Raw genomic sequence first — 25,023 nt, forward strand, 5'->3', positions numbered from 1 at the left:
GAGGACCCGACGTCGCTTCCGTCGCCCCGGGCCGATTCACGACGAGTAACGATGGCCGCGTTGATGTCATCGCAGGTTTTGCTCATCCGCCCCGGCGCGACGCTCTACGACGAGCAGAACCGCGTCCAGGGCGTTCTCGACATCCCCCTCAGCGAACAGGGCCGCTCCGAGGTCGACCGGCTGGCCGAGCGCCTCGCCGCCCGTGGAGACGCTCCTCGCCTGGCGGCCCTTTACTGCGGGCCGGGGGAGAGCGTGGTTCGCACGGCCGAGATCGTCGGTAAGGCGTTGGGGCTGCGTCCCAAGCGGATCGATGAGTTCCGCAACCTCGACCAGGGGCTCTGGCAGGGCCTCCAGATCGAGGAGATCCGCCGTCGAAACACTCGCCTCTTCCGGCAGTGGATCGACGATCCTCGGACCATTCGACCACCCCAGGGCGAGACGATCGAGGAGGCGATGGAACGCGTCCGGGCGGCCTTCCGCCCTCTTTTCCGCCGCCACCAGTCCGAGGCGTTCGGGCTGGTCGCCGGCGAGCCGCTGGGCCGCCTGATCGCCGCTTACCTGAAACGCGTCCCCCGACTCCAGCTCGACGAATTCCTCCCCTGTTGCGGCTTCGAGCGGATCGAGGTCCACGCCGACGTCCTCGGCGGCAACGGCTCCTCTTGACAAGATCGCCCCGCCGGTGTGACCTGGGGGCTCCCCTGCACCGTTCCTACAGGAGTAAGATCGCCCATGGCCGCCAAAGGAGGACCCCTGCACGCCTGGCATGGGCATTTCGAAGCCAAGCGCGTCCCCGAAGGCGTCTGGATGCGCTGCGACGGCTGCGGCGCGACCCTCTTCCGCAAGCAGGTCGAGCAGAACCTCAGCGTCTGCCCGGAATGCAACCACCACATGCCCCTGACGGCTCAGGACCGCATCCGCCAACTCCTCGACACCGACACCTTCGAGGACTGGTTCTCCGACCTCAAGCCGGCCGACCCTCTGGAGTTCGACGACCGCCGGCCTTACCCCGAACGGGTCAAGGCCGAGCAAGCGCGGACCGGGCTCAACGAGGCCGCACTTGTCGGCCAGGGCTTCATCAAGGGCCGCCGCATCGTCTTCGGCATCACCGACAGCGGCTTCATCATGGGGAGCATGGGCTCGGTCGTCGGCGAGAAGCTGACCCGCGCCGTTGAGGAGGCCACTCGCCAGAAGCTGCCGCTGGTGATCGTCTCCGGCTCCGGCGGCGGGGCCCGGATGCACGAGGGGATCTACTCCTTGATGCAGATGGCCAAGGTCTCCACGGCTCTGGGACGCTATCGCTCTGCGGGGGGCCTGTTCATCAGCGTCCTGACCCATCCCACAATGGGAGGGGTCGCCGCCAGCTTCGCCTCGCTGGGCGATATCATCATCGCCGAACCGAAAGCCCTCATCGGCTTCGCCGGCCCCCGGGTCATCGAGCAGACCGTGCGCGAGCGACTCCCCGAGGGCTTCCAGACCAGCGAGTTCCACCTCCAGCACGGCTTCGTCGATCGGATCGTTCATCGCCGAGACCTCAAGAGCCTGATCGCCCAGCTCATCGACTTCACGACAGCCTGACAGTCTTCCCCCCCTTGCCGTCCTGTCCGAGCAGGTCGAGCAACAGGTTGTCGTGCGGGTAAGGATGGCCGAGGTACTGGCGGAAGCCCTCGGCCTTATCGACGCCGATCTCCTTCCCGCGGACCTCGCCCCAGCGCTTCTGGCTCTCCAGGTACTCGTCGATCCCGTGCTGCCGCAGCAGCCACTCCCGCTGGCTGGCGTGGCAGGCGAGCATTTCACGCTTGGTCTCGAAGACGTCGGTCACGTCGACGTGGAAGGCCACCGGCAAGGGGCGACCGTCGCGGTCGATCCCTTCCAGTGAGTCGACGAAATACAGGTGGGGGATGTAGTCGATCGCCTTCGCCGGCTCCCACTGCCGGGTCGCGTAGTTCGGACAACCGGCCGCGAAGCAGGCGTCGCGAACCAGCAGGCTGGTCATCTCGTGGTCGCAGAGGTAGTCGACCGGCGGAGCAGTCAGGATCACGTCGGGCCGAATCCGCCGAACGGCCTCCGTCACGCGCCGTCGCGACTCGTCGTCGTTAAAGATGGCCAGGTCCCGGAATTCCAGGCAGAGATACTCGGCCCCGATCAGGTCGGCCGCCGCCTTGGCCTCGGCGCGGCGGATGGCGGCGATCGCCTCGCAATCGTGCTCGGCGCTGCCGCAATCGCCCGGAGTCATCGTGGCGATCGTCACAGCGTGGCCACTCTTTAGGAGCAGAGCCAGAGCCCCCGCACACTGAAATTCGACGTCGTCGGGATGGGCGTGGATGGCCAAAATGCGCTTTTGTGTGTGCATCGGTGATGGGTCCGAATCCGTCGGCGGTGGAAAAAAGAACCGGCTCAGGGTACCCCAGGGAGTACGCCTAAAGCAAGAATCGGGATGATGTTGCGCTCCAATTCAGAAGTCCGTGCAAGGGATGGATGGGTTGTAGCCGAAAAATGTATTGGCGTGCGCTAGACGACCGCTGTACATTACCCACAAAGGGCCAGGTAGTGATCGCCCGTCCGCTGCGCTTATTTCCATGCCCCGACGGGCTGCCCGGCCGTCTTGCGACCCCACCCGAACGGAGCCCACCATGGCCGACCTCGACTCGCTCACATCGCGGCAACGCGAGATCTACAGCTTCATCAGGAGCAAGATTCAAGGACGAGGCTACGGTCCCACGGTGCGGGAAATCGGTCTTCATTTTCAGATCAAGAGCCCTAACGGCGTGATGTGCCACCTGAAGGCACTGCAGAAGAAGGGCTTGATCCACCGCGAGCCCAACATGTCGCGCGCGATCCAGCTTCTGGACGACCCCACCACGGCTCAGCCGGCGGGCGGGTTGAAGCTGGTGGGTCGGATCGCCGCCGGCCAGCCGATCGAGGCGATCGAGCAGGACGACGAGTTGACCTTTTCCGACTGGGTCGAGGACGGCGGCAAATTCGCCCTCCGGGTGACCGGCGAGTCGATGATCGAAGAGCACATCGCCGACGGCGACTACGTCGTGATCAAGCAACAGGACCAGGCTCGCGACGGTCAGATCGTGGCGGTCCGCGACGAGGACGGCGAGGCGACCCTCAAGAAGATCTTTCGAGACCGGGGACGCGTCCGCCTCGAACCGGCCAACCGCACCATGAAGCCGATCTTCCGCGATCACGTCGACATCCTCGGCGTGCTGGTCGGCGTCGTCCGCAAGTACTGACCGCCCGTCCGGCTTGACGGCGTCCGGCGGCGTCCGGATCATCGAGGGCCGGTTGGGGGACGTCCCCCAGCTCGGCCCGTCGAACCGCCCCTTTGCGGGCGGACCTGGAAGGATCGCATCAAGCCCATGGAACCGGACGCCTCCGCCCCCGCCGACCTTGTCAAGCTCTTCACCGACGGCGCCTGCAGCGGCAACCCCGGCCCTGGCGGCTGGGCCTACATCCTCCAGCATCCCGCCAGCGGCCAGGAGCGCAGTGAGGCCGGCGCCGAGTGGGAGACCACGAACAACCGGATGGAGTTGACCGGCCCGATCGAGGGGCTCGCCTCGCTGAAGCGGCGATGCACCGTCGAGCTGGTGACGGACAGCCAGTACGTCGCCAAGGGGATCAAGGAGTGGATGCCCAACTGGAAGCGCCGGGGCTGGCAGCGGAAAGAGGGGAACGCCCTCAAGCCCGTAATGAACGTGGACCTCTGGAAGCGGCTCGACGAACTGCTCGCCGCCCATGACGTCCGCGTCACCCACGTTCTCGGCCACCGAGGCCACGTCGAGAACGAAGCCTGCGATCGCATGGCTGTCGAAGCTTACAAGGAACTCAAACGCAACGGCCGACCGGTTTGACGGCGGCTTCGATTGGCTTTGATTGCGGAGTGGACCGCACGCCCCCGCGCATCGCAAAATCTTACCCAGAAACGCCTTGCATGATCCTCGGTAAACCCGCGATCGGCTTCGATCGTCCATTTTCGCCGATGCCGTTCTCGATTCCGCCACGCGTCGAGCCAACCCCTTGATCCGGGGAGTGTCGGGCCGCGGCGTCATGAGACGGCTGGCCGAGTCTCGCGGCGGGTTCGGGTTCGATTGGGTTCGACCGCTGACCGCGCAGGCCGACCCCACGTGACGCAAACCACAGCAAGGAATCGGCCTGCGTGAATCCCGGTCTTGCGGCGATTGGGTTTGTTTGGTCATTCCGCGTCGATCCTCGTGCCGTCAAAGCCGCCCTGGTCTCACCCCGGATGGGGCGGTGCCAGGGCGACTCTTCCAAGTAGGAGGATACGACCAGAATCCGATTACTGACGCGAGATTACGCCGTCAGCCGAGGACGCCGGAAACGGCCTCGCGAGCGCGGATCATGAGGGGGCTGTCCGGCTTCCTCGCCCCGGGTAAGTAGTACATCGCGGCGGCGGCGAGTCGGGGATGCCATCTCGGGTCGCTGACGTTCAGGGATTCTTCCCAGATCGCCGCGCCGTATTTGTAGTCGTGGCTGTCCGTCGCCTTGCGGAAGATCATCTTCGAGGCCGTGTCGAAGACGGCGAGCGGCGAGCCTCCGCGTGTGAGGTACGCGATCGTCTCGGCCGCGGCGCGGGCCCGGTCGCGGCCGACGGCGTCGAAGATCCGTTCGACGGCTTCGGGACCGGTCGAGGCGGCCGTCTCTTCCGTGATGGCGTCGATCTTCACGGGGGTCGGGCTCTTGACCCGCTCACGATAAAGCGGCTGCCAGCCGACGGCCTGAAGGAGGGCCAGCTTGCGGGTAGTCTCGTCGCCGCTGGCGCCGTAGATGAAGTGGAGCGCGTTCGCGGCGGTGGTCGCGTGGACGGCGATGATGCCGGAATTCCGCATCATCAACTCGCCCGCGAAGAGGAGCGCAGCATCCCAGATCGAGCCGGGAGCGATCCCCTGCCCCAGCATCTCCACGACCTTCGCGGACGCCTCCTCGGGCGAGGCCTCGCGAAGCGCCTCCAGCAGAGCGATCGTGGCCGCGGGGTCGGGCTTGCCGGCCTGCCAGTCGGGACCGATCTTCGAGGCGTTGCGAAGGTTTTCCTCATAGGGGCCGACGGGAACGGGCTTGTCGTTGCCGTGGTCGAGCATCGCGTAGGCCAGGCATCGCAGGACCGGTTCGGCGTGCTCCCAGCCGATCGCCTGGAGGGTCCGCCAGCTCTGGGCGGCGAAAATCGCCTTATGACCGATGTCGCGCTGGTCGCGAACGGCCATCCGCCAGAGCGGCTCCATCGCCTCGGCCGCGCCGGCGGCCCGGCAAAGGCCGGCGACCGAGACGTCGGCTCCGTCCACGTCCCAGGCCTCCATCGCGCGGACGAAGGCCTCCTTCGCCTGGTGGGGCTTCGGCACCCGGGCCTCGTCGACGGGTCCTAGCGACCAGTCCCCTTCGGCCACGTCTTTGGCCTGGGAGTTCTTGAAGTTGTCGAGAGCCCAGAAGAGGGGGAGAAGCCGGTCCGACACCGGCGCGGACTGGCCCAGGTAGTGGGCCGAGTTGATGACCATCACGGCGTGGAACTTGAACCCCACCGGTCGAGGCTGGATGTTCCGGACGCCGGCCAGGAACAGCCCGCCCAGCAAAAGTCGGTACGAAAGCCCCCCCTTCAACTCGGCGACGGCCTTCTCGAAAACCCCGTCGCGCGGAGTTTCCTCGATCCAGCGGACGACCGGCTCGATCTCAGGCCGGAGCCGCACGAGATCAGGCCGGACCCTGGCCTCTTCCGCACCAGCGGCCAGCCCGAGCCGCTCCCAGCCGCCCAGCGCGGCGCCCGCGACCGAAGCCGAGCGCAAGAAATCGCGACGAGGGAATCCCCGATCCATGATTGCCTCCCTTCCGCACGACGCCTCTGAAACGCCTCGACTGTCATCGTAGACGGGCGGCGTGGCGAAGGGAATCGAGCACCATGGGAGGGTCGCCCCCGCCGATTTCACATCTGCTGAAGCTGGTTGATCTTGTTGTAGAGCGTCTTGAGGCTGATTCCCAGCTCCTTGGAAGCGGCCGGCTTGTTGCCGTTGTGCTTCTCCAGAACGACCTGGATGTAGCTCATTTCGATGTCTCGGAGAGTGGGCGAGCCTTCCGGAATCGCGAAATGCGGACCGCCGACAGCCTGCGACGCCCCGGCCTGGGGACGGTTCTTGGCCGGAAGCTGGGTCGGCAGGTGTTCGGGACGGATCGGCCCGTTGCCGGCGAGGATCAGGGCGCGTTCGACGGCGTTGGCCAGCTCACGGATGTTGCCCGGCCAGTTGTGCGCCGTGAGGACCTCGACGGCCTCGGGCGAGATGGAGGTCTCGGTCAGCCCACGGCGGGCCGCGTAGCGCGAGATCATGTGTCGGGCCAGCTCCGGGATGTCGTAACGACGGTCCCGAAGCGGCGGCAGGATGATCTCGAAGGTGTTGAGCCGGAAGAAGAGGTCCTCGCGGAACTGGTCGTTGGCGACCATTTCCCGGAGGTCGCGGTTGGTGGCGCAGACGACCCGGACGTCGACGCGAAACGGCTCGTTCTCGCCGACGCGGCGGATCTCGCCGCACTCCAGGAAGCGGAGCAGCTTCACCTGGACGGATTTGTCCAACTCACCCACTTCGTCGAGGAACAGCGTGCCGCCGTTGGCGACCTCGAACAGCCCCTTGCGGTTGGTCTCGGCCCCGGTGAAGGCTCCCTTGCGATGCCCGAACAGCTCGCTCTCGACGAGGTTCTCCGGAAGGGCCCCGCAATTGACCGGGATGAAGACGCGCTGGGAACGCTCGCTGCGATCGTGGACGTTGCGTGCGACCAGCTCCTTGCCGGTGCCGGTCTCGCCCAGGATCATCACCGTGGCGTCGGTGGGGGCGATCGTGTCGATGAGTCGCTTAACCTGCTGCATGGCCGGCGTATCGCCGATGATCAGCGGGGCGCCCTCGGCCGCCTTGAGCCGGCTCTCCAGCGCGACGGTCTTGTTCGCGAGGTCCCGGCGCTCGGCGACCCGGTTGAGGATCACCTCCAGCTCGGCCCACTTGCAGGGCTTGGTCAGATAGTCGAAGGCGCCGAGCCGCAGCGCCTGGACGGCCGTGTCGACCGTGGCGTGGCCGGTCAGAAGGATGACCTGGGTCTCAGGGCTAAGCTGCTTAATCTGGGTGAGAACGTCGATCCCCGTGATCCCGGGCATACGGATGTCGAGCAGGGCGACGTCGAAGCTGCTACGTTCCAGAGCTTTCAACGCGGCGGTGCCGTCGGGGCAGACGGTGACCTCGTGGCCCAGTCGGGGCAGTTCCATCTGCATCAAGTCGCGGAGGTGCGCCTCGTCGTCGGCGAACAGGATCCGCAAACCTCCCCGATGCGACTTGTCGATCATGGCTTCCTCCCTGACCTCTTCCCGAGCCTGGCAATTCCGTTTGTTTCGTGTCGTCGCGGGGCGTCATGCGGCGTGGACGTGCGAGCCTCGAGTCTCGCTGTCGCCCAGGGCTTCGGCCTTCTCGGACGGGTGTATGGGCAGCCGAACGCGGAAGGTCGATCCCTTGCCGACGCCCTGGCTGGTCGCGGTGATTTCGCCGTGGTGCTGATTGACGATCCGATGCGTGATCGAGAGCCCCAAACCCGTCCCCTTGCCGTCGCGGCGGCGGGTGAAGAAGGGCTCGAAGATGTTCTCCAGGACGTCGGGGGGCATCCCGCAGCCGTTGTCGACGAAGCTGATCTCCGCCATGCCGTGGTCGTAGCGGACGTCGATCCGCAGCGTCCCGCCGGCGTCCATCGACTCCAGCGCGTTCACCGCGAGGTTCAGGACGACCTGCTTGATCTCCTGGCTGTCGACGTGGGCCAGCACGGCCTCCTTGGGCTGGAAGAGGATCGTCTTCCCCCGGTACTTGCCGATGTGCCGGATCATGTCGACCACCCCCTGGATCAGGCTGGGGAGGTCTGACCGCTCGCGCTTGATGTCGCCGCAGCGGGCGAAGTCGAGGAGCTTTTCGGTGATGTTCTTACACCGGAAGGCCTCTTCCTGGATCATCTTCAGATAGTTGGAGATCACCCGATGGTCGGGATCGTCGGCCGAACCCGCGAGCGCCCCCACGCGATTCTCCAGGGCCTCGGAGCAGAAGGCGATCGAGGCCAGCGGGTTGTTGATTTCGTGGGCCACCCCCGCGGCGAGGAAACCCACGCCCGCCAACCGCTCGGAACGGACGAGTTGTCGACTGCGCTCGTGGACCTGCTGCTCGAGATCGGCGTAGGTCATGCTGATCCGGGCGGTCATCTCGTTGAAGGCGGCGGCCAGGTCTTCCATCTCGTCGCCCGAATTCAGGTCGATCTTGTAATCGAACGACCCCCGAGCGACCCGCCGTACGCCTCGCTGGAGGAGCCGGACCGGGTTGAGCACCCAGCGCTGGAAGAGGGCCATCAGACCGCAGAGCATGGCCAGCACGATCAGCGACGCCGTCCAGACGATGACCCGGCTCGCCTGGTATTGCATCTTGGACATCGAGAGGATCTCGAAGAAGTCCTCGTGCAGTTCCTTGGGCAGCAGCATGACGATGTGCTTGAGCCGCTCGATCCGCGACGGCAGGTCGACGGCCGGTTCGAGTTGGGGGAGCATCTCCGGGTGCTGGGCGATGAAATAGGTCGTCCCGAGGAGCATTGGTGCGACGGCGGGACCTTCCGGTCGAAGTTCGTTGAGGAGCGTCGCCAGACCGTCGTCCAGCAGGAATGAGAGCCCTAGCTCATCCAGTCCGCTGTTGGCGCGGTTGCCGCGCATTGTGTTCTGCTTGAGTTCCTGAAAGTAGCCCGTGAGGGCTTCGCGGGCCGTCGACGCGACGTCAATGAGGGCGGCCCGCTCCTCTTCCGTACGCTCGCGAGGGGCGTGGAGCCGGAAGACGGCCTCGATGAGGTCCTTGGAGGCCCCCAGCTCGCGAAGCTGGTCGGTGAGCGAGAGGTTGCTGACGTGGAACGCGTGCAGCCCGAAGATCGAGCCCCCCATCAGGATGAGCATCATCCCGACGACCACGCAAAGGCCGACCATCAGCTTGAGGCGAATCGGCCAACGGACCATCACGACCTCCTTGTCGCCCAGGCGCGCACGAGCTTCCCGATGCTTTCCCCCTCGTCCTACCGGGGTCGAGCCGAGACCTTATACCAGAACTCCCGAAATCGCTCAAATCCGACTCAAGAATCAGTCGAGCGAAGTCGGGGATGATCGAATTCAGCGTTCCGAGAAACTGACGGACAGGCGCGCCGAAACACGCTAAAATGAAGTCATGAAACAGGTAACGAATCAGCTCAAGCCCAGCGATTCCCACGTTGATGAGGTGCATCGAGCACTCGCCAAGGTGATTCGGCCGGAATACCTTGTGAGATCTGGCTCTCAACTCCAAACCCGGCGTTCTCGGTGATTCGGGCCATCGAGATGATCGAGCAAGGGGAGACCGGCCGAATTCTGCTGAATGATCTACGAACTCGAATCGGGCGCACCAGGCTGAACCGGGCTACCTCAGTGGAAGTCCATCTGGTCGACTTCAATCTCTGAAGAGGACCGGCCTATGCCGATGTTCGTTCACTTGACTGCTGAGTCGCTTGCAGCCCAGATCCGTGGCAATGGGATCAGCCGACTCCGTCGGTCAAACACGTCACACCCAGGCGGAGTCTTCGCGGTACCAGTAACCCGAAATTTCTACGTTTCGCATCAGTGGCTGCGTGAGTTGAAACGCCGCGGTCAGGGTCCCATCGTCGGAATCTACTTCCGTATCCCTGACCTCGAATCGGTTTGGATCGGGCATTACGGCGGTCCACACGAGGAGGTTACCGCCGCTGTAGCCGCAGCGACCTTCTCCGAATCGCACGATCGGCAGGGATGGGAGGTTATCATCCCTCGGCGGATCGCGGGAAAGGAGATCCATCGCGTCCGTTCGCTGCCGCAAGTTGTGGGCTGGCGATATTCTCCGGACGCCAAGGGCAAACCACCCTTTTGCACTTGCAAGTTCTGTACTCGCGGAGAGTACGGAGCGGCTCGACTGCGGGCGCGGCTCGGCTCACCCAACGACTAACCTGGGGCAGTTCATGTCCTTCAACGGATCATCCCCAGCCAGTGGGCAGCCCCAGCAACTCCGATGACGGCCAGCAGGCCGGCGGCGAGGCCGTAGCGGACGCGGCGGACGTGGCGCTGGAAGGCGGCCTCGCGTTCGGGGGCGGCGGCGAGCTTCTGGAGGAAGGCGATGCGGCTCGCGATGCTGCCGTGACGCCAGGATTTGGTCTCGGGATCGATGCCGTTCTGGCGGGCCACGGTCGCCAGGGCGTCGGCGAAGATCCGGACGCCGGTCGGACAGACGCGGTCGATGGGACGGCCGTCGTCGACGAGGGCTTCCAGGTCGACGTGGGGCGGGCAGTCCTCCGAATCGCAGGAGACCGCCTTGCAGCCGTAGACGTCGGCCTGACGCTCGAATCGGCGTGACAGCTGGCCGAAAAGGAGCCAGAAGACTCCGCCGATCCCCACGGCGACCGTCAGGCCCTCGACGACGTCGCGAACCGTCGACGGGCCCGAGGGATCGACGGTGGTCAGGTGCGAGATCCAGGCCTCGAGGCCGGTGAAGACGTCGGAGGCCATCGTCAGGACCGTCAGACAGCCGACGAAGAAGAACAGAAAGAACGGCAGGTGTCGGTGCGCGACGTGGCCGATCTCATGGCCGAAAACGGCGGCGATCTCCGTCGGCGTCAGTGAGTCGATGAGGGCGTCGGAAAGCAAGACGTAGCGGAACCTCGGCAGGACGCCCGTCACGCAGGCGTTGACCATCGCGTGGTCGGTGTCCCAGACCAGCACGTCGCTGCAACGGAAGCCCGACCGCCGCGAGATCGCCTCCAGCCGGTTCCGGAGCGGCCCGTCGGGGAGCGGACGGGTCGGCCAGGCCATCCGAATGAACAGAGGCGAGAGGACCAGGATCAGAAACCCGAGCAGGGCCAGCTCGGCCGTCTCGGCCGCCGGATCGTCCCGCGTTTCCGGCCAGAACCGTCCGAAGACGTCGTTGCGAAGCACGAAGATCAGGATGATCGGCATCGCCAAAGCCAGCGCCTGACGCGTCTTGAGGTAGAGATGCCTTGCGACCCGCGCGGAGGCGTGCGAGACCGGCAGCCCGTGGATGGCCCGTTCGCCGTAAAAGAGGCCCCACCACGTCAGGATCTGCATGAACAGAAACGGCGCGATCGTCAGCACGTCGTCGACGAGGACCGAGCCCCGCCATCCCCAGGAATCGTTCACGACCCCGGCCCACCCCCAGCCGTGGATCATCCAGCCGAAGGCCGCCAGGGTGAGAACGGCGACCAATCGCGAGCCATAGAAGAAGACTCGCCGCACGCGGGAGGTCGCGTACCCCTTGCCTCGGACGCGCCAGGCCGTCCAGAGTCCCAGGGTGAAGGCGGCCGAGGCCACGGCCAGGCTTGCGGCGACCGTTCGAATCGTCGTGGCGATGACGTCGTCCGGCGGCGACCCCGGCGCATCGAGGCCGAAAGCGAGAAAAAGGGCGATCAGAAACGGGATGGGGATCATGGAATCCTGGTGCGGGCGTCACGGCTTGAGAGGGGCGGACGGCGACCGTCCGGACGAAGATCTCGCCGGCCGAATTATCCGAACGATTTCCGCCCGCCGTCAAGGGGAGGGGTCGAGACCCGGCTCGTCGGAGAGTCGTTTGCTCGAGGCTGGCGCCCAGCCGTCGGTACGTCGGCGAGTGGCTTCCATCTCGGTCGGCAGCGGCTTGCGACGCTCGGTGCGCGTGGGGGGCTCGGCCGGAGGCGGGGTTTCCTCGTCGATCGGATCCCGATCAGCATCGAGGGCGACTCGGGAGCCCTTTTCGGCCAGGACGGAACGGACGGCGGTGGGGAGGCTGTCGCGAAGCTCGCGGAAGGCGGTTTTCAGCTCGTCTTGCTGCGTCTGATAGGCGTGGACGCTCCGGCGCAGGCCCTCGATCGTCTCGACCTGAGCGACGGCTCGGCGGTTGTCGTCGACCGACCGTTCGGAGAGGTCGTCGTACTGGTTGCGGTAGGTGAGAAGCTGATCCTTGAGCTGATCGTTCTCAGAACGGAGAGCCTGAATGTAGCGATGGCTCTCTTCCAGCCGCTGGCGAGAGCCGAACTGGTTGCATCCAGGCGCGGTCAGGGCGCAGGCCAGCGCGAGGATCGACCAGGCTCGTCGTCTCGGCGCGGGGGTCATGCGTCCCGATTCCCTCCGGGGCCGTCCGCGATCGTCGCGCGGATGCGCAACGCGACCCGTCTGCGTCCGAATGGAGGTGACGGGTCAAGGCGTCTCGCGGGGCTCAGCGGGGTCGTCTTAGCGGATTCCGGCCGATCGGGCAAGGCCGATGCGGCCGGAATCCACCGGAGACGATCATTGGAAGACGAGGCCGGAGATCGACTTGACGAGTCCGGAGGCGACGCCTCCCTCGTGGAAGTCGTAGAGGTTCCGGACCAGGTCGTAGGCCAGGAACGAGGAGAGCAGGACGAAGAAGCTGGCGGCGGCCAGCAGACCCACGGAGAGGCCGTCCCAATCGGCGGCCGGCTCACGCGAGATGACCATGCCCGGCGAGGCCGAGGAGGTCGAGGGGGTGTCGTCCGACGCCCAGGCGGTCGCCATTTCGCTGGAGACGGCGTCGTCGAAGCCGTCGTCTTCCTCGTCGTCGTCCTCGGTGATGCCCGAGGGGGCCATCGCCGTGGCGGCGTTGATGTCGACGTCTTCCTCGTCGATCGCGAAGACTTCCGAGGCGCTGTCGCTGTCTTCCAGGTCGAAGTCGCTGCCGGCGTTGAGCTGGACGGTCTTGTCGTCCGACTCGTCGTCGAGGGCGGCGTCGACCTCGAAGTCGGTGTCGTCGAAGATATCCTTCTCGGCCTTGGCGACGGCCGGCGGGGGCGTGGCGGACAGGCCGGGCTTGGGCTTGGACGGGGCGGCCGGCCTGGCCTTGCTGGTGGGGAGTTCCTCGTCGCTGAGCGGGGCCAGCTCGATCGACTCGCCGCCGCTGAAAGCGCCCAGCAGGTTGATGCCGGAGTCGCTGGGCCGGGACAGGTTGATGCCGGAGAGGTTCGGGTCGGCCGCGGTGACGTCCGAATCGCTCGGCTTCAGCGGGGTCGCCTCGAATTCGTCGCTGGCGTCCAGAGCGCTCAGCTCGAAGTCGCTGCCCGATTCGGGCTGGAGAGCGTCGACGAGTTGCTCGCTGGAGGGCTTCAGCTCGAAGTCGCTGTCGGCCGAGGCGGCCGACATCTCGGACGACGAGCCGACGCGGCCGGGACTGATGCCGCTGTCGGACGCGCCGGAGGCCGGGATCAGCATGTGCTCCGAGGTGTCGTCCTTGATGAGGGTGACGTCGGAGTCGCTCGGGACGCGGCCGGGAGAGGCGAGCCGGACGTCAGAGTCGCTGGCGCCCTTGTATTCGGGGACCAGGCGGACGTCGGAGTCGCTGGGACGCTTGCCGCTCGTGGACATGCCGATGATGACCGAGCTGGAGCCGGTCACCGGGTTGGGCGGGACCGACAGGTCGTCGATCATCAGGTCGTGCTCGCCGGATCCGCTGTCGCCGGTCACGCCGAAGTGCATCGTCTCGGCGCCGAGGTCCGGCTTGGCCGCGCCGAGCTGGAACTCGGAGAGATCCAGCTCGTCGAGGTCGGCGGCGCTGGCGGCCGGGGCTTCCAGGTCGGAGAGCCGCAGCTCGGCGTCGCTTCCCAGGCCGTGGCGGCGGGCGAGCTCATCCACGTCGGCGACGCGGAACCGCCAGGTGCCGCCGTCCAGAAACGCGCGGACTTCTCGGGACTGAGCCTTCGCCTTCAGTTCCTCAGGACTCATCCCCAGGACGCGGGCGGCTTCTTCAAGCGTGTAGAACTGAGCCATGGATAGGGTCCTCGCGATCATATCGGCCCGAGGGCCGTGGGGGGTCGATTCCAAAGTGGGCCGAGGACCGTGGCCGAGGCTCTCCCGACTAGCGGTCCTTGGTGGGTCGTCCGGCAGGAGACGATGCTTTCACCGTCGCCTCGATGGCGCCGGGTTCCGGCGCCTGGTTGTTGTACTGATCCAGCTTGAGGTCCCATTCGTACCGCCGGGCGGCTTCCAGCTTCAGCATCCCCTTGGGGTTGCTCGGGTCGACCCGGTACACGGCCATCGCCTGCGCTTTCGTGTCGACCAGAAACAGCCACTGGCCCTGCTGGTTCCCCGGGGGGGTCGTGACGAAGGCCATCGTCCCGCCGGCTTCGCCGCCGGCCGTCGGCCGGACCGGGAAGCCCCGGGACGAATCGCCCCGCAAGGCGCCGGCGTCCGCCGCCGTCTGGGCCGCCAGCTCCGGACCTCGCGCCCCTGCCAGCCAGGAGACGGCGACGCCCACGATCAAGCCGGGAAGACCGAATCGCGCCACCCCGTTCCAGTCGCGTACCTTCATCTCGTCCCCCTCCCTGAGCACCCTTCGCCGACGTCCATCCCAGACGCCGACCCCTCGCCGCGGGGAGAAACTCCCGCGCACGGCAAAGGACGTTCGACTTCAGTCTATCACACGCTTTACGGGAAATTCGTTGCTTCCGACCCCGGATCGAGGTCGTCGAGGTCGGCTGGAAATGGGGCGGAGAGGCCCTTCGCCGACTTCTTGATTTTTTATTGTAAGATTTCGGACTCAGCCGGCAAGACCACCCTCAGAGTCCTCCCAACCGGCAGGTCCTTCGATCCTCCACGCAGGCGCTTGCAAAAGAGGTCGACTCGCGGTAAGTTGTTAAACAATTGCCGTAGCTTCCGAAGAGGTGGTTGCGGCGAACCCACGACCACACCCGCCTTTGACGCCGGCGGGCTCGCCGATGGTTCCCGAATTCCCGCCCCTGCCCGAGGGACGCCGCCATGACCGGACCCCGACGCCGAGACCTTTGCGGGCGAATCCTGCTGACGACGTTCCTGGCGGCCTCGGCCGCGACGACCGTCTGGGCCGATGATCCCGTCGACGCTCTGATCGGATCGCCGACCTCGGTGAAGATCGAACCCCCGGACGCCCTGATGGTCGGCCAGCGAGCCAACGCCCGCCTGATCGTCACGGCGACCTACGCCGACGGCTCCGTCCGCGACCTGACCCGCGCCCTCGAGTGGTCGAGCGAAGACCAGAACGTCGCGACGGTTTCCAAGACCGGCCTGGCGACCCCGAAGGCGAACGGCAAGTCCGTGATCACCGCCCGCAAGGGGAGCGTCGAGGTTTCAACGACCGTCCGGGTCGAGGGGATGGACAAACCTTCCCCCGTCAGCTTCCGTCGCGACGTGGTCCCCGCGCTCAGTCAGGCGAGCTGCAATATGGGGGCCTGTCACGGCACCCCGACCGGCAAGGGTGGGCTCAAGCTGAGCCTTCGCGGCTACCTGCCTGACCAGGACTTCATCACGTTGAGCCGCGAATCGGGCGGCCGGCGCATCAACATGATGGACGCCGACGCCAGCGTCATCCTCCGCAAGCCGCTCGGCGAAGCCCCCCACGAGGGCGGCATCCGCCTGAAGCGCGATTCCAAGGCCTTCGAATATCTCCACGACTGGATCGCCGAGGGCGCCCACGACGACCCGAGCTCCTCCGAGCCGGTCAAACTGGAGATGCTCCCCGGCGCCCGCGTCCTCAACGCCCCGGCGAAGAACCAGCAGCTCGTCGTGATGCTGACCCTGGCCGACGGCTCGCGGAAGGACGTCACCTCGATCTGCTATTACGACTCGTCAAACCCGGACGTCGCCGAGGTCGATTCCACGGGCTACGTGAACTTCAAGAACCGGGGCGAGGCGGCGATCATCGCCCACTATCTCAGCCTGGTCGCCAGCGTCCGGCTGACGCATCTCGTCGAGGTCCCCGGCTTCGCGGCCGTCGACGTCCCCGAAGACAACGTGGTCGACCATACGGTCGTCGCCAAGCTCAACCGGATGCGGATCGCCCCGTCCGAGAACTGCTCCGACGCTGAGTTCATCCGCCGAGTCTACCTGGACGTCATCGGCGTCCTCCCCCGCCCCGAGGAGGTTGAGGCGTACCTGAAGGACAGCCCGGCCGACCGTCGCGGCAAGGTGATCGACGCCCTCCTCGAACGGCCGGAGTTCTACGACTTCTGGGCGTTGAAGCTGGCCGACGTCCTCCGATCCAACGGCCGACTGATCGATCCCAAGGGAGCCTACGTCTTCCACCGCTGGATCCGCTCGGCGCTGGAGTCGGGGATGCCGATGGACCGGTTCGTCCAGGCCCTGCTCTCTTCGGACGGCTCGACCTTCTCCAACCCGGCCACCAACTACTACCGGATCAGCCGGGAGCCCGAGGCGGCCGTCGAGACCACGGCTCAGCTCTTCCTGGGCGTCCGGATCCAGTGCGCCAAGTGCCACAACCACCCCTTCGAGCGCTGGACGCAGGACGATTACTACGGCTTCGCCGCCTTCTTCTCGCAGATCGGCCGGAAACCGGGGGCCATCCCCGGCGAGGAGGTCGTCTACGGCACCGGAGCCGGCGACGTGAAGCAGCCCCGGACGGGCAAGGTCATGCCCCCCAAGGCCCTGGGCGGCCCCGTTCTGGAAGACGCCGCGACCGACCGTCGCGCCCGCCTGGCGACGTGGCTGACCTCCAAGGAGAACCCGTTCTTCGGCAAGATCCTGGTCAACCGGATCTGGTATCACCTGATGGGCCGGGGGATCGTCGAACCCGTCGACGACTTCCGCGACTCCAATCCGCCCTCAAACGACGAGTTGCTCGACGGCCTGGTCAAGGAGTTCGTCGCCGGCGGATTCCAGCTCAAGCCGCTGATCCGAACGATCGTCCAAAGCCGCACTTACCAGCTTTCGGCGACGGCCAACCCGCTGAACAAGGACGACTCGATCTACTTCTCGCACGCCGCCACGAAGCTGCTCCCGGCTGAGGTGCTGCTCGACGCCATCTGCGACGTCACCGGCACGCCCAACGCCTTCCCGGGGCTCCCCCCGGCGGCCCGCGCTTGCCAGATCCCCGACGGCAAGATGGACGACCCGTTCCTCAAGACCTTCGGCCGTCCTGCCCGCGAGTTGGCCTGCGAATGCGAGCGCGAGACCGACTCGAATCTCTCGCAGGCCCTCCAGCTCATCGGCGGCTCGACTGTGAACAACAAGCTCCGCTCCGACGGCGGCCGGATCGCCGGCCTCGCCAAGAGCGGCAAGCCCCCTGAGGCGATCGCCGAGGACCTCTACCGCATCGCCTTCAGCCGCTCCCCCAACGCCGCCGAAACCGAAGCGGCCGTCAAGCACCTCAAGGATTCGAAAGACCTCCGCGCCGCCGTCGAAGACCTGGCGTGGGTGTTGATCAACTCCAAGGAGTTCCTGTTCCGGCATTGATCGTCGGACCTCATCGAACAGGACGTGATAGACTCCCTCATTGGAGTCCGTCCCGAATCTGTTCGATCGAGGTTCTTCGCCGTGAGCTCGACCCACAACGAGCGTGTTCTCGTCGTCCCTGCCGCCGAGCTTGACCGTCTGGGCCGGTTCCAGGGGTTCCACGCGGACGCCGACCGTTACCTCTCCGTCCTGCTCAAGCCGGAGAACACGTCGTTCCGTCCTCGGTCGGAGGTCGAGACCGACCCTAGCCTGAAGCAGATCATTCCCTACGTCGTGCTCCGGTCGGCGGGAAAGGTTTTCTGCTACACGCGGGGGGGGTCGCAGGGAGAGAAGCGGCTGCACTCGCTCCGCTCGCTGGGCGTCGGTGGGCACGTCGACGAGGCCGACGCCGGCGGCAACTGCGGCTTCGAGGCCTACGATACGGCCATGCGCCGGGAGCTTGAGGAGGAGGTCGACATCCAGAGCCCGGGCGTCCTCAAGCTCGCCGGCCTCATCAACGACGACGCCACGCCCGTCGGCGAGGTCCACCTGGGCGTCGTCCACATTTACGACCTGGAGGAGCCCCTGGTCTCCCCTCGCGAGGAGGGTCTGGCCGCCAGCGGCTTCGTGCCGATCGCCGAGTTGCTAGAAGATCGCGACCGCTTTGAGACCTGGTCGCGGTTCTGCATCGACGAGTTACTGGCCGAAGCCTGATCCGGTTTGTGGACTCGCCACGGCCTGCGGGCTGGGGGACGGACCCGGCTGGCGCTCGTCGAGCCACTTGAGGACGGCCGGGAAGATCTCGACCGGGGCGTGCTTGCTCCAGACGAGGTCGCAGTGCCCGTACCGGCCGCGGCTTCCGGCTTTCTCGCCGAAGACGAGCAGCGTCTTATCTGGGCTCCCGAGCCGATCGAAGGTCCTTTGGGTCGATGGCACGTCGGAGATCAGGTCGGTCTCCCCCGCGATCATCAGAGTCGGGACGACGACCTCGGTCAGGTGATCGGCGTAGTCGATCCGATCGTCGGCCGAGAGCAGATGCCCGTACCGCAGGTAGGGGGCGAACTGCCGGAGCGCCCCCGGTCCGGGATCCTCCAACGTGTAGCCGTAGAACCGGGAGACCGTCCGGTCGTCCACGTTCTCGGCCGTGTAATAGAAGCGGTCGATCCTGTCCATTCCGGGCAGGCGAAAGTACGTCAGCGGACGGCCGAGCCTTCCAGCGCTGGCGATGGACAGCAGCGTCCGGATGCCGCCGTTGGCGGAGAGCATCTGGTTCTGCGGAGTCGTCGCCTGGATGATGGTGCTCCCCATCCCGACGAAGTTGGCGATGCGCCAGGGCTCGGTGCTGAGCTGCTGGAAGGGGAACATGACCATCCCTCCCAGGCTGTGGCCGACCCAGTTGACCTGCTTCATCCCCGTCTGCTGTTCGACGTGCTCCAGGATCGCCGGCATGTCGTAGCGGACGACGTCGTCGAGCGTCCAGTTCGACTCTCCGCGCTCTCGGAACGGAGTCTCACGCAGGAACCGATTGAACCGGTCGCAGGACCCCAGCCGCGAGTTCTCACCGGAAGCTCGCAGGTCGAAGAGGAAAACCTCGTAGCCGTCAGCCGCTAGCTGGGACGGAAGGTTGTCGTCGGTGATCGTCCAGAAGGTGGCGTTAAGCCCCAACCCGTGACAGAGAATCACGGGGAGCTTCCCCGGGTCGGGCCGCTCGGGACGATAACGCCGGACGCCCAGCCGCCAACCGTCCTTCGTATAAGCGAACTCGTCGGTGCAGGGACGGAGATCAGGCGAGACGGCGTTCCGGCGCATCGCCGCGCAACCGGATAACCCGGCCACGCCGGCGGCCAGCGCCGCGGCCGCCCACTCCCTGCGGGACAGTCGATGCATGCGTAACGGAATCCTTCCGACGGCAACCAAGTCGCGGTCTTCCCGACCGTAGGCGGGATTCTAATCGACTCCGCCTCTGAGGGGAACGTGAGCATCGCACGGGAAAGTCCCCCGGGATCACTCATAATCGGTCCGCCCCGACGAACTTCCGTCTTGAACAGCGTCCGGCGCGCCCGCAAGATCGGTATCTTCGGGCCGCTCGATCGGCCGATTACGCCACAACTCGCCGAGCCGACCTCGGCGCGAACGGGAGACAGCCGCCATGCCGTCGGGAATCTGGGGAATCCTGCTGGTCATCGCCCTCGTGATCCTGGGCCTCTTCGGCTGGCTGGCGATGGCGTTCAACAGCCTGGTCGCCTTGCGAAACCGCTACAAGACGGCCTTCAGCCAGATCGACGTCCAGCTCAAGCGACGGTACGACCTGATCCCGAACCTGATCGAGACGGCCAAGGCTTACATGAATCACGAGCGTCAGACGCTCGAATCCGTCGTACAGGCCCGCAACTCCGCGCTCGCGGCCAGTCGAACGGCCGCCGCGAATCCTGGCGACCCGTCCTCCATGGCCGGCCTCGCCGCCGCCGAGACCCAGCTCAACGGAGCCCTGGGCCGGCTGTTCGCCGTCGCCGAGGCCTACCCCGACCTCAAGGCGAATCAGACGATGCTGAACCTGCAGCAGGAGTTGACCAATACCGAGGATCTCATCGCTTCATCTCGGCAGGTCTTCAACAACAGCGTTCAGCAGTACAACACCGCCCGCGAGAGCTTCCCCACGAATTTCGTCGCCAACGCGATGGGCTTCGCCCCGGCCCAGCTTTTCGAGCTCTCCTCGGAAAAGGAACGCGAGACCCCCGGCGTCTCGTTCTGATCGGCCTTGCACGATCGGCCGACGATCTCTATGATGCTCCTATCGGGCCGAAAACCGGCCCAACCCGCCGTTTTGGGGAATGGTGTAACGGTAGCACGGCTGACTCTGGATCAGTTAGTCTAGGTTCGAATCCTAGTTCCCCAGCTCCACAGGCCGCAACGCTGCGGCGATTTCAAAAACCGGCTCTCCTCGTCCCGCTTTCTCAGCATCGACGAGTCGGTTGAAAGTGGTCGAGATCAAGGGACGCGGTTCCCGACAGCGGCCGCGATCTCGGCAAGACGTTGGTTCAGTTTGGAGTTCCGCCCCGTCTCGTCGGGCGATCCCCAATCCGCCTCCTCGGCCACGACGACCGCGCCGAGGCTGGGGAGGACGGCTGAACTGTTGCCTCGGTGCCCGAGGGACAGGAACAGATCGGCGGGCGCATCGGGCCAGATGAGCCGATCCTCGGTGGCTCGGCCGTGCGCGTTGAACCACCAGTTGAATCCGTAGATCCCCGGCCCCGCCTGGGAAAAATGGTCGGAGCCGCCGCCGTAGGTGCCGATCGACAGGTAGTCGTCGGTCTCGGCCTTGCGCGTCAGCGGCAGGTTCCGCGGGACCTGAGGACGCATCACGTCGTCGACAGCGTCTCGTGGTAGCAGTTGCTCGCCGTCCCAGGCCCCGCGATTCAGCCAGAACCAGGCGATGCGGGCGAAATCGCGGACGGAAGCCTTGATGCGTCGGTTGGTCGCGCGAAACTCCAGGCCGTCCTCCAGCCCGATCGCTCCAAGCCGTGAGCGATCGGCGGCGACCTTCCGCGGCTCGTCGCGGAAGATGCGGTCGAAGAGGGTCTTCTGATAGAGCTGGATCGCGAAGTCGTTGTACGACCAGGCTTCGCCGGGACGCTCCGGGCGCGCGTAGCCGCTGGTCATGTTCGTCAGATGCCGCAGCGTCATGTCGCGGTCCTTCGGCTTCAAGTCCCAGCCGAAATCGCTAAGCGGCTGGTCGAGACCGCGAATCTTCCCCTCCTTCAGGGCGAACAGCAGCAGCGTGCCGAGCATCGGCTTGGCGGAGGAATAGACGTCGCCCTTGAGCGACTGGTCGCCCCAGGTCTTTACGACGTAACCGTTCTTCACGACGCAGCCCCGGCCTCCAAGGCTCCTGGCGAGGGCGTCAAGCCGCTCCCGGCTGAGACCGAGCGCTTCCGGTTCTCGATGTTCCCACGCGGCTTTCGGGAACACGTAGGGGGCGGTCGCCTCCTGCCGCGGCTCGGCCGACCGAGGGTCGATCTCATTCCCGGGCTCCCCTCGGAGCGGGGTCGAGACTCCCTCGAAGGCTGCCGAAACGACAAGGAGAATCAGCATCGCCCGGATCGCAAGGCGGGTCCCTCTCACGAGTGCGCTCCTCGTTGGAGGAGGCTCGCCCTGGGTCTCGACGACGCTCAAGGGCGAGCCATGAACCGAAGCCTTCGGTTCAGGCCGGGAGAGCGGCGACGTCCTGGGACTTACCCATCGAGCCGACGGCCTCCTCGGCGGCGGTCCGTGCGTCGTTCGCTCCGTCGATCAGGCCGCGGACGGCGGCGTTTTCGCGCGGGACGGCGCCTGCGGCGAGCATCACCGGGAAGACCACGCCGTACGAGATCGTGTAGCACGTGGTATAGACGAACCGACTGGCGAACCGGCCGGCCGATTCCCAGGCCTTCGACGCCGCTTCAACGGCGTCGGCCGAGCCGCGGCGGATGCCGTCGGAGGCCACGGCCAGGACGGTCGGCCCTTCTTCGTGAGACTCGGCTTGCTCGGTTTCGTGGTGCTCGGACATGGGTGCCTCCAGGAACCGCTCTCGCGAAACGGAACGCTCGAACTGGTCGCCAACTTCGATTCTACGCATTTTACCCAGCCAACGGGGACGATGTTAGGAAATCTCGCCTCCGGAATGCTGAAACGACGTCGACGCGCACCGAATCAGAGCGCCACGGCGAAGCCCATCAGCGCGATCGTCTGGGGAGCGGCGACTGTGATACCGAAATTGTAGCTCCCGAAAACGGCCAGCCGATCGTTCACGGTCCACAGGCCCCCGCCTCCCAGGACGGTCACCTGCGGCACGGAATTGCCGACCGTCCCAACGCCCTGGAACTGGAGCAGCCGGGGCAGCGCCGAGGCGTTGTAGAAGCCATGGAAGAAGACCTTGAAGTCCTCGACGACCTCGCGCTCGAAGGCCCACTGAAAGCTGAGTTGGTAGGCGATCTGGTTGGCGTTGTTCTCAACGCCGGTCACGCCGACGTTGTACTCGAGGCCGATCTCGTACGGCAGGCTTTTCTCGAAGAGGACGTTGATCGAGGGCTGGGTGCCGTTGTTGAACGGAGTCGAGCCGAGTTCGGTCTGGAGATAGACCTCAAGCCCCATCGCGGGGAGGTGATATCGGGTGTTCTCCTCCCAGAAGTTCGCCTTGAAGTCAAAGGCCAGGGGCGAGTATCCGAAGGCGGCCGGGTGGGCGCCCAGGGCCGACTGATAGGACAGTCCGTTGGAGAAGATCCGCAGCTCCAGATTATCGGTCAGGCCGTATCGAAGGAGCGCTTCCCACTGGTAAATGCCCGGCTGCAATCCGCTGCGGCTCTTGCTGTAGAGGCCCAAAGGGGAGTTCTCGATGTAGACTCGCCCCTTGGGGATCGTGTACGGCGAATTGGGGAAGTTCGCGGTGTCCGGGTCTGGGTCGCGAATGTTGATCTTGAGCCGATGGCGGATCTCGTTGTCGAGGGCCCTGTGAGGGTCCTCGTCGTCGAGCAGCCAGCGGTCCTCGAAGATCAGATTGACCAGGCTGGGAAGGACGAACCGATCGGCGTCGGGTCGTGAAACGCCGTAACGCTCGCGGTAGTAGTCGATCGGATCGATGTGAGCGTCGGGGTATTCGTACTTCGGCTCCTCCCCAGGCGCCGCCGTGTCGATCAGGCGATTGCGAAGCGCCGGGCTGATGTCGTCGTCCGCGGTGACGGTGGACGAGTCCGCGGCCGGTACCCCCGACGAGGGCTCCGGATCCTGACCCCGGACGGTCCTCACGCTGGAATCGAGAGCCGCGCAACCGTCCAGACCGGAAAGCAGGGTGCAGACGAGCCATACCCAGGCGGCCGGACGAAGAACGCCGGCGAGGCCCCGCCCGCCACGGACCTCGGATACGCTCGTCGGCTCGCTCAAGTCGTCTCCCCGCTGACGCCTCCCAACCCGGAGGGGGACCGTCCGCGCAGCCCCACGAGATCGTTATCGACTCCACAAACGGCAAACTTGACACAGTCGTCAAAATCAGCCCGTCAGAAGCCCGGCGACGGGGTCTCCGTCAGGTAGAAGAAGCCGATGCCGAGCATGGCATAGACGCCGATCAGCATGAGCCCGTCGAGCCAACTGGACTCGCCGTCGTCGATCAAGGGCCGGGTGACGAGAACGGCGAGGAAGACGGCGACGACCTCGAACCGCCCGAAGACGAGATCCATCGGCTTGCCGAGGAAGGCCCCGTAGAACACCAGCACCGGCGCGACCAGCAGGGCCACCTGGATGCTCGACCCGACCGTCACCCCCAGGGAAAGATCCATCTTCCCCATCCGGGCGAACCCCACGGCGCAGGAGGTTTCCGAAACGTTGCCCGCCAACGCGAGAAGGAAGACTCCGGAGAAAACGGGCGTCAGTCCCAGTGCCGCCGAAGCGGGCTCGATCGCGTCCGTGAGGATCTCGCTGACGACGGCGAGAACGATCGTCGACCCAGCGAGAATCGCCAGCGCCTTGCCGCGGCTCCAGCGGCTCTCCTGCTTGGGTTGGTCGGTCAGCTCGACGACCTGGGCTTCGACCGCCTGCTTACCGGCGGCGGGACGGCTGGAGACGACCGTGAAGACCAGGCTCGCCAGGTAGATCAAGAACAGGACGCCCGCGACCTCGACGCTGATCGCCCGGCTGAAGGAGGTCGAAGTATGGTTGAACACGGCCGGGATGATGAGGCCGGCCGCCGTCAGCGTCAGGAGCGCCGAGCCAGTCCCCGCCACACGGCGGTTGAACCGCTGCGTCCCGTTCCGGAGCCCGCCGAGGAACATCGAGAGCCCCAGGGCCAGCAGCAGGTTGCCCAGGATCGACCCCACCAACGATGATTTCACCACGTCGACGAGCCCGCGCCGCAGGGCCGAGGCGCCGATGATGATCTCCGGGGCGTTGCCGAGCGAGGCGCTCAGCAGGCCGCCCCAGGTTGAACCCAGGTCGGAGGCGAGGGAGTCGGTCGAATCCTGGCTCAATCGAGAGAGCGGGATGAGCGCCAGGGCCGAGCAGCCGAAGACCAGGATGGGATGAGCCCCGACCGCATACAGCGCCAGGGCCGCCGGGACGAACGCCAGGAGAAAGTCGAGCCGCATGCGACGATCCTTCGTCTCCGGAAGCAGTTCCTGGAGGGGGATGCACGGCGGGCCGGGAGAGGTCCGGCCGCCCAGAGGCCGGCCCGATCAGAGAACTCGAAGGGCCCTTCTCGACAGCCATTTGACCACGAACCTTGGCCCCGAGTAATAGAGGCCGGCGAAGAGGGCTAACGCCGCGACCAGAGCCATCAAGGCCAGGGCGAAGCTCAGGCCGACCACGACCCCGGCGAGCGGGGAGGCGAGAATCAATTCCATGCGCGGGCTCCTTTCGACGAAAGGTTCGGTTCGACGCAGTCACTTCTCAAGGGGATAACGGCGGTCGAGGTCGTCCAGGAATCGGGCGACTTGCCGCACGCTCTGACGATGCAACCGGGGAAAGCGCTTCACGAAGCCGTCCTCGACGCGGCGAAAGGCCGAGGGCCAGAGGACCAGACCGCCAAGGATCAGGAAAGGCGAGCCGACCGGGCCGGGGAGCAGGATCCCGCCGATCCCAGCCACGATCAGGAGAACGCCGACCTCCTTCGGAAGCCCCTCGATCCTTTGCAACTGCTGGGCCTCGAATGCCTGGTTTTCGGCGGAATCCTCGTCACCAGAACTCACGCCGGTCGCGGGCGGGGCCGTGCTCATTCGCTCGCCTTTCCGTTG

22 protein-coding genes and 1 tRNA gene are annotated in these 25,023 nt (G+C 65.9%); 8 read left to right on the forward strand and 15 right to left on the reverse strand.

Translation table 11 applies throughout. From position 1 onward, the window contains the following. The first annotated feature begins 51 nt into the window (after positions 1-51). Both G5C50_RS26395 and accD read left to right on the forward strand, forming a co-directional pair. A complete protein-coding gene (locus G5C50_RS26395; protein WP_240907374.1) occupies positions 52-663 on the forward strand; it encodes a histidine phosphatase family protein in 612 nt (203 codons plus the stop codon). Positions 664-729: 66 nt separating this feature from the next. Further along, entirely contained in the window at positions 730-1,575 is an 846-nt protein-coding gene (gene accD, locus G5C50_RS26400) for an acetyl-CoA carboxylase, carboxyltransferase subunit beta (protein ID WP_165073973.1), read from the forward strand. On the opposite strand, the gene G5C50_RS26405 is transcribed toward accD, so the two are convergent. After that, the gene (locus G5C50_RS26405) at positions 1,562-2,350 is read right to left on the reverse strand and encodes a PIG-L deacetylase family protein (RefSeq protein ID WP_165073974.1); all 789 of its coding nucleotides are present in this window, start codon (positions 2,348-2,350) and stop codon (positions 1,562-1,564) included. The genes accD and G5C50_RS26405 overlap by 14 nt on opposite strands. 280 nt (positions 2,351-2,630) lie before the next feature. On the opposite strand from G5C50_RS26405, the gene lexA reads away from it, so the two are divergent. Then, positions 2,631-3,239, forward strand: a complete 609-nt coding sequence (gene lexA, locus G5C50_RS26410) for a transcriptional repressor LexA (protein ID WP_165073975.1) — start codon at positions 2,631-2,633, stop codon at positions 3,237-3,239. A gap of 126 nt (positions 3,240-3,365) precedes the next feature. Continuing rightward, the gene (gene rnhA, locus G5C50_RS26415; protein ID WP_165073976.1) at positions 3,366-3,857 is read left to right on the forward strand and encodes a ribonuclease HI; all 492 of its coding nucleotides are present in this window, start codon (positions 3,366-3,368) and stop codon (positions 3,855-3,857) included. Between the two features lie 468 nt (positions 3,858-4,325). On the opposite strand, the gene G5C50_RS26420 is transcribed toward rnhA, so the two are convergent. From G5C50_RS26420 to G5C50_RS26450, 7 genes are all read right to left on the reverse strand, one after another. Then, the gene (locus G5C50_RS26420) at positions 4,326-5,828 is read right to left on the reverse strand and encodes a hypothetical protein (protein ID WP_165073977.1); all 1,503 of its coding nucleotides are present in this window, start codon (positions 5,826-5,828) and stop codon (positions 4,326-4,328) included. Positions 5,829-5,935: 107 nt separating this feature from the next. Next, entirely contained in the window at positions 5,936-7,336 is a 1,401-nt protein-coding gene (locus G5C50_RS26425; protein WP_240907375.1) for a sigma-54-dependent transcriptional regulator, read from the reverse strand. 63 nt (positions 7,337-7,399) lie between these two features. Further along, positions 7,400-9,022: a sensor histidine kinase gene (locus G5C50_RS26430; RefSeq protein WP_165073978.1), complete on the reverse strand. Its 1,623-nt coding sequence runs from the start codon at positions 9,020-9,022 to the stop codon at positions 7,400-7,402. A gap of 1,011 nt (positions 9,023-10,033) precedes the next feature. Next, positions 10,034-11,506 carry a M48 family metallopeptidase gene (locus G5C50_RS26435; RefSeq protein WP_165073979.1) on the reverse strand — a complete coding sequence of 491 codons (1,473 nt, stop codon included), beginning with the start codon at positions 11,504-11,506 and terminating at the stop codon, positions 10,034-10,036. Between the two features lie 99 nt (positions 11,507-11,605). Beyond that, positions 11,606-12,166: a hypothetical protein gene (locus tag G5C50_RS26440; protein ID WP_165073980.1), complete on the reverse strand. Its 561-nt coding sequence runs from the start codon at positions 12,164-12,166 to the stop codon at positions 11,606-11,608. A gap of 174 nt (positions 12,167-12,340) precedes the next feature. Continuing rightward, entirely contained in the window at positions 12,341-13,831 is a 1,491-nt protein-coding gene (locus G5C50_RS26445) for a helix-turn-helix domain-containing protein (RefSeq protein WP_165073981.1), read from the reverse strand. Positions 13,832-13,919: 88 nt separating this feature from the next. Then, the gene (locus G5C50_RS26450) at positions 13,920-14,372 is read right to left on the reverse strand and encodes a hypothetical protein (protein WP_165073982.1); all 453 of its coding nucleotides are present in this window, start codon (positions 14,370-14,372) and stop codon (positions 13,920-13,922) included. A 446-nt stretch (positions 14,373-14,818) separates the two neighbouring features. Between G5C50_RS26450 and G5C50_RS26455 the strand changes: the two genes are divergently transcribed. Further along, positions 14,819-17,287, forward strand: a complete 2,469-nt coding sequence (locus G5C50_RS26455; RefSeq protein WP_165073983.1) for a DUF1549 domain-containing protein — start codon at positions 14,819-14,821, stop codon at positions 17,285-17,287. A gap of 81 nt (positions 17,288-17,368) precedes the next feature. Beyond that, the gene (locus tag G5C50_RS26460; RefSeq protein WP_165073984.1) at positions 17,369-17,980 is read left to right on the forward strand and encodes an NUDIX domain-containing protein; all 612 of its coding nucleotides are present in this window, start codon (positions 17,369-17,371) and stop codon (positions 17,978-17,980) included. On the opposite strand, the gene G5C50_RS26465 is transcribed toward G5C50_RS26460, so the two are convergent. Further along, positions 17,963-19,153 (reverse strand): alpha/beta fold hydrolase, encoded by a 1,191-nt coding sequence (locus G5C50_RS26465; protein WP_165073985.1) that lies wholly within the window; start codon positions 19,151-19,153, stop codon positions 17,963-17,965. The two genes, G5C50_RS26460 and G5C50_RS26465, sit on opposite strands and share 18 nt — an antisense overlap. Before the next feature lie 262 nt (positions 19,154-19,415). On the opposite strand from G5C50_RS26465, the gene G5C50_RS26470 reads away from it, so the two are divergent. Continuing rightward, a complete protein-coding gene (locus tag G5C50_RS26470; RefSeq protein ID WP_206107868.1) occupies positions 19,416-20,018 on the forward strand; it encodes a LemA family protein in 603 nt (200 codons plus the stop codon). Between the two features lie 73 nt (positions 20,019-20,091). Further along, positions 20,092-20,162: transfer RNA gene (locus tag G5C50_RS26475), tRNA-Gln, on the forward strand. Between the two features lie 92 nt (positions 20,163-20,254). Here G5C50_RS26475 and G5C50_RS26480 read toward each other — a convergent pair. The 6 genes from G5C50_RS26480 to G5C50_RS26505 form a co-directional block, all read right to left on the reverse strand. Next, positions 20,255-21,388, reverse strand: a complete 1,134-nt coding sequence (locus G5C50_RS26480) for a serine hydrolase domain-containing protein (protein ID WP_165073986.1) — start codon at positions 21,386-21,388, stop codon at positions 20,255-20,257. Positions 21,389-21,467: 79 nt separating this feature from the next. Continuing rightward, positions 21,468-21,812 (reverse strand): hypothetical protein, encoded by a 345-nt coding sequence (locus G5C50_RS26485; RefSeq protein ID WP_165073987.1) that lies wholly within the window; start codon positions 21,810-21,812, stop codon positions 21,468-21,470. A gap of 143 nt (positions 21,813-21,955) precedes the next feature. Continuing rightward, positions 21,956-23,182: a transporter gene (locus G5C50_RS26490; protein WP_165073988.1), complete on the reverse strand. Its 1,227-nt coding sequence runs from the start codon at positions 23,180-23,182 to the stop codon at positions 21,956-21,958. Between the two features lie 113 nt (positions 23,183-23,295). After that, positions 23,296-24,378 (reverse strand): calcium/proton exchanger, encoded by a 1,083-nt coding sequence (gene cax / locus G5C50_RS26495; protein ID WP_165073989.1) that lies wholly within the window; start codon positions 24,376-24,378, stop codon positions 23,296-23,298. Positions 24,379-24,465: 87 nt separating this feature from the next. Beyond that, positions 24,466-24,633, reverse strand: coding sequence for a hypothetical protein (locus G5C50_RS26500; RefSeq protein WP_165073990.1), 168 nt, complete (start codon positions 24,631-24,633; stop codon positions 24,466-24,468). 39 nt (positions 24,634-24,672) lie between these two features. After that, positions 24,673-25,005 (reverse strand): hypothetical protein, encoded by a 333-nt coding sequence (locus G5C50_RS26505; RefSeq protein ID WP_165073991.1) that lies wholly within the window; start codon positions 25,003-25,005, stop codon positions 24,673-24,675. Positions 25,006-25,023 lie beyond the last annotated feature (18 nt).

Origin of the sequence: Paludisphaera rhizosphaerae, assembly GCF_011065895.1 — a bacterium.
GTDB classification, from domain to species: Bacteria; Planctomycetota; Planctomycetia; order Isosphaerales; family Isosphaeraceae; genus Paludisphaera; species Paludisphaera rhizosphaerae.

Excerpts from the sequence above, each read along its gene's own strand:
- G5C50_RS26425 (WP_240907375.1), bottom strand. The coding sequence starts at position 7,336 with ATGATCGACAAGTCGCATCGGGGAGGTTTGCGGATCCTGTTCGCCGAC.
- G5C50_RS26430 (WP_165073978.1), bottom strand. The coding sequence starts at position 9,022 with ATGGTCCGTTGGCCGATTCGCCTCAAGCTGATGGTCGGCCTTTGCGTG.
- G5C50_RS26455 (WP_165073983.1), top strand. The coding sequence starts at position 14,819 with ATGACCGGACCCCGACGCCGAGACCTTTGCGGGCGAATCCTGCTGACG.
- rnhA (WP_165073976.1), top strand. The coding sequence starts at position 3,366 with ATGGAACCGGACGCCTCCGCCCCCGCCGACCTTGTCAAGCTCTTCACC.
- cax (WP_165073989.1), bottom strand. The coding sequence starts at position 24,378 with ATGCGGCTCGACTTTCTCCTGGCGTTCGTCCCGGCGGCCCTGGCGCTG.
- G5C50_RS26440 (WP_165073980.1), bottom strand. The coding sequence starts at position 12,166 with ATGACCCCCGCGCCGAGACGACGAGCCTGGTCGATCCTCGCGCTGGCC.
- G5C50_RS26465 (WP_165073985.1), bottom strand. The coding sequence starts at position 19,153 with ATGCATCGACTGTCCCGCAGGGAGTGGGCGGCCGCGGCGCTGGCCGCC.
- G5C50_RS26485 (WP_165073987.1), bottom strand. The coding sequence starts at position 21,812 with ATGTCCGAGCACCACGAAACCGAGCAAGCCGAGTCTCACGAAGAAGGG.
- G5C50_RS26505 (WP_165073991.1), bottom strand. The coding sequence starts at position 25,005 with ATGAGCACGGCCCCGCCCGCGACCGGCGTGAGTTCTGGTGACGAGGAT.
- accD (WP_165073973.1), top strand. The coding sequence starts at position 730 with ATGGCCGCCAAAGGAGGACCCCTGCACGCCTGGCATGGGCATTTCGAA.
- G5C50_RS26445 (WP_165073981.1), bottom strand. The coding sequence starts at position 13,831 with ATGGCTCAGTTCTACACGCTTGAAGAAGCCGCCCGCGTCCTGGGGATG.
- G5C50_RS26420 (WP_165073977.1), bottom strand. The coding sequence starts at position 5,828 with ATGGATCGGGGATTCCCTCGTCGCGATTTCTTGCGCTCGGCTTCGGTC.
- G5C50_RS26395 (WP_240907374.1), top strand. The coding sequence starts at position 52 with ATGGCCGCGTTGATGTCATCGCAGGTTTTGCTCATCCGCCCCGGCGCG.
- G5C50_RS26450 (WP_165073982.1), bottom strand. The coding sequence starts at position 14,372 with ATGAAGGTACGCGACTGGAACGGGGTGGCGCGATTCGGTCTTCCCGGC.
- G5C50_RS26500 (WP_165073990.1), bottom strand. The coding sequence starts at position 24,633 with ATGGAATTGATTCTCGCCTCCCCGCTCGCCGGGGTCGTGGTCGGCCTG.
- G5C50_RS26405 (WP_165073974.1), bottom strand. The coding sequence starts at position 2,350 with ATGCACACACAAAAGCGCATTTTGGCCATCCACGCCCATCCCGACGAC.
- G5C50_RS26435 (WP_165073979.1), bottom strand. The coding sequence starts at position 11,506 with ATGATCCCCATCCCGTTTCTGATCGCCCTTTTTCTCGCTTTCGGCCTC.
- G5C50_RS26470 (WP_206107868.1), top strand. The coding sequence starts at position 19,416 with ATGCCGTCGGGAATCTGGGGAATCCTGCTGGTCATCGCCCTCGTGATC.
- lexA (WP_165073975.1), top strand. The coding sequence starts at position 2,631 with ATGGCCGACCTCGACTCGCTCACATCGCGGCAACGCGAGATCTACAGC.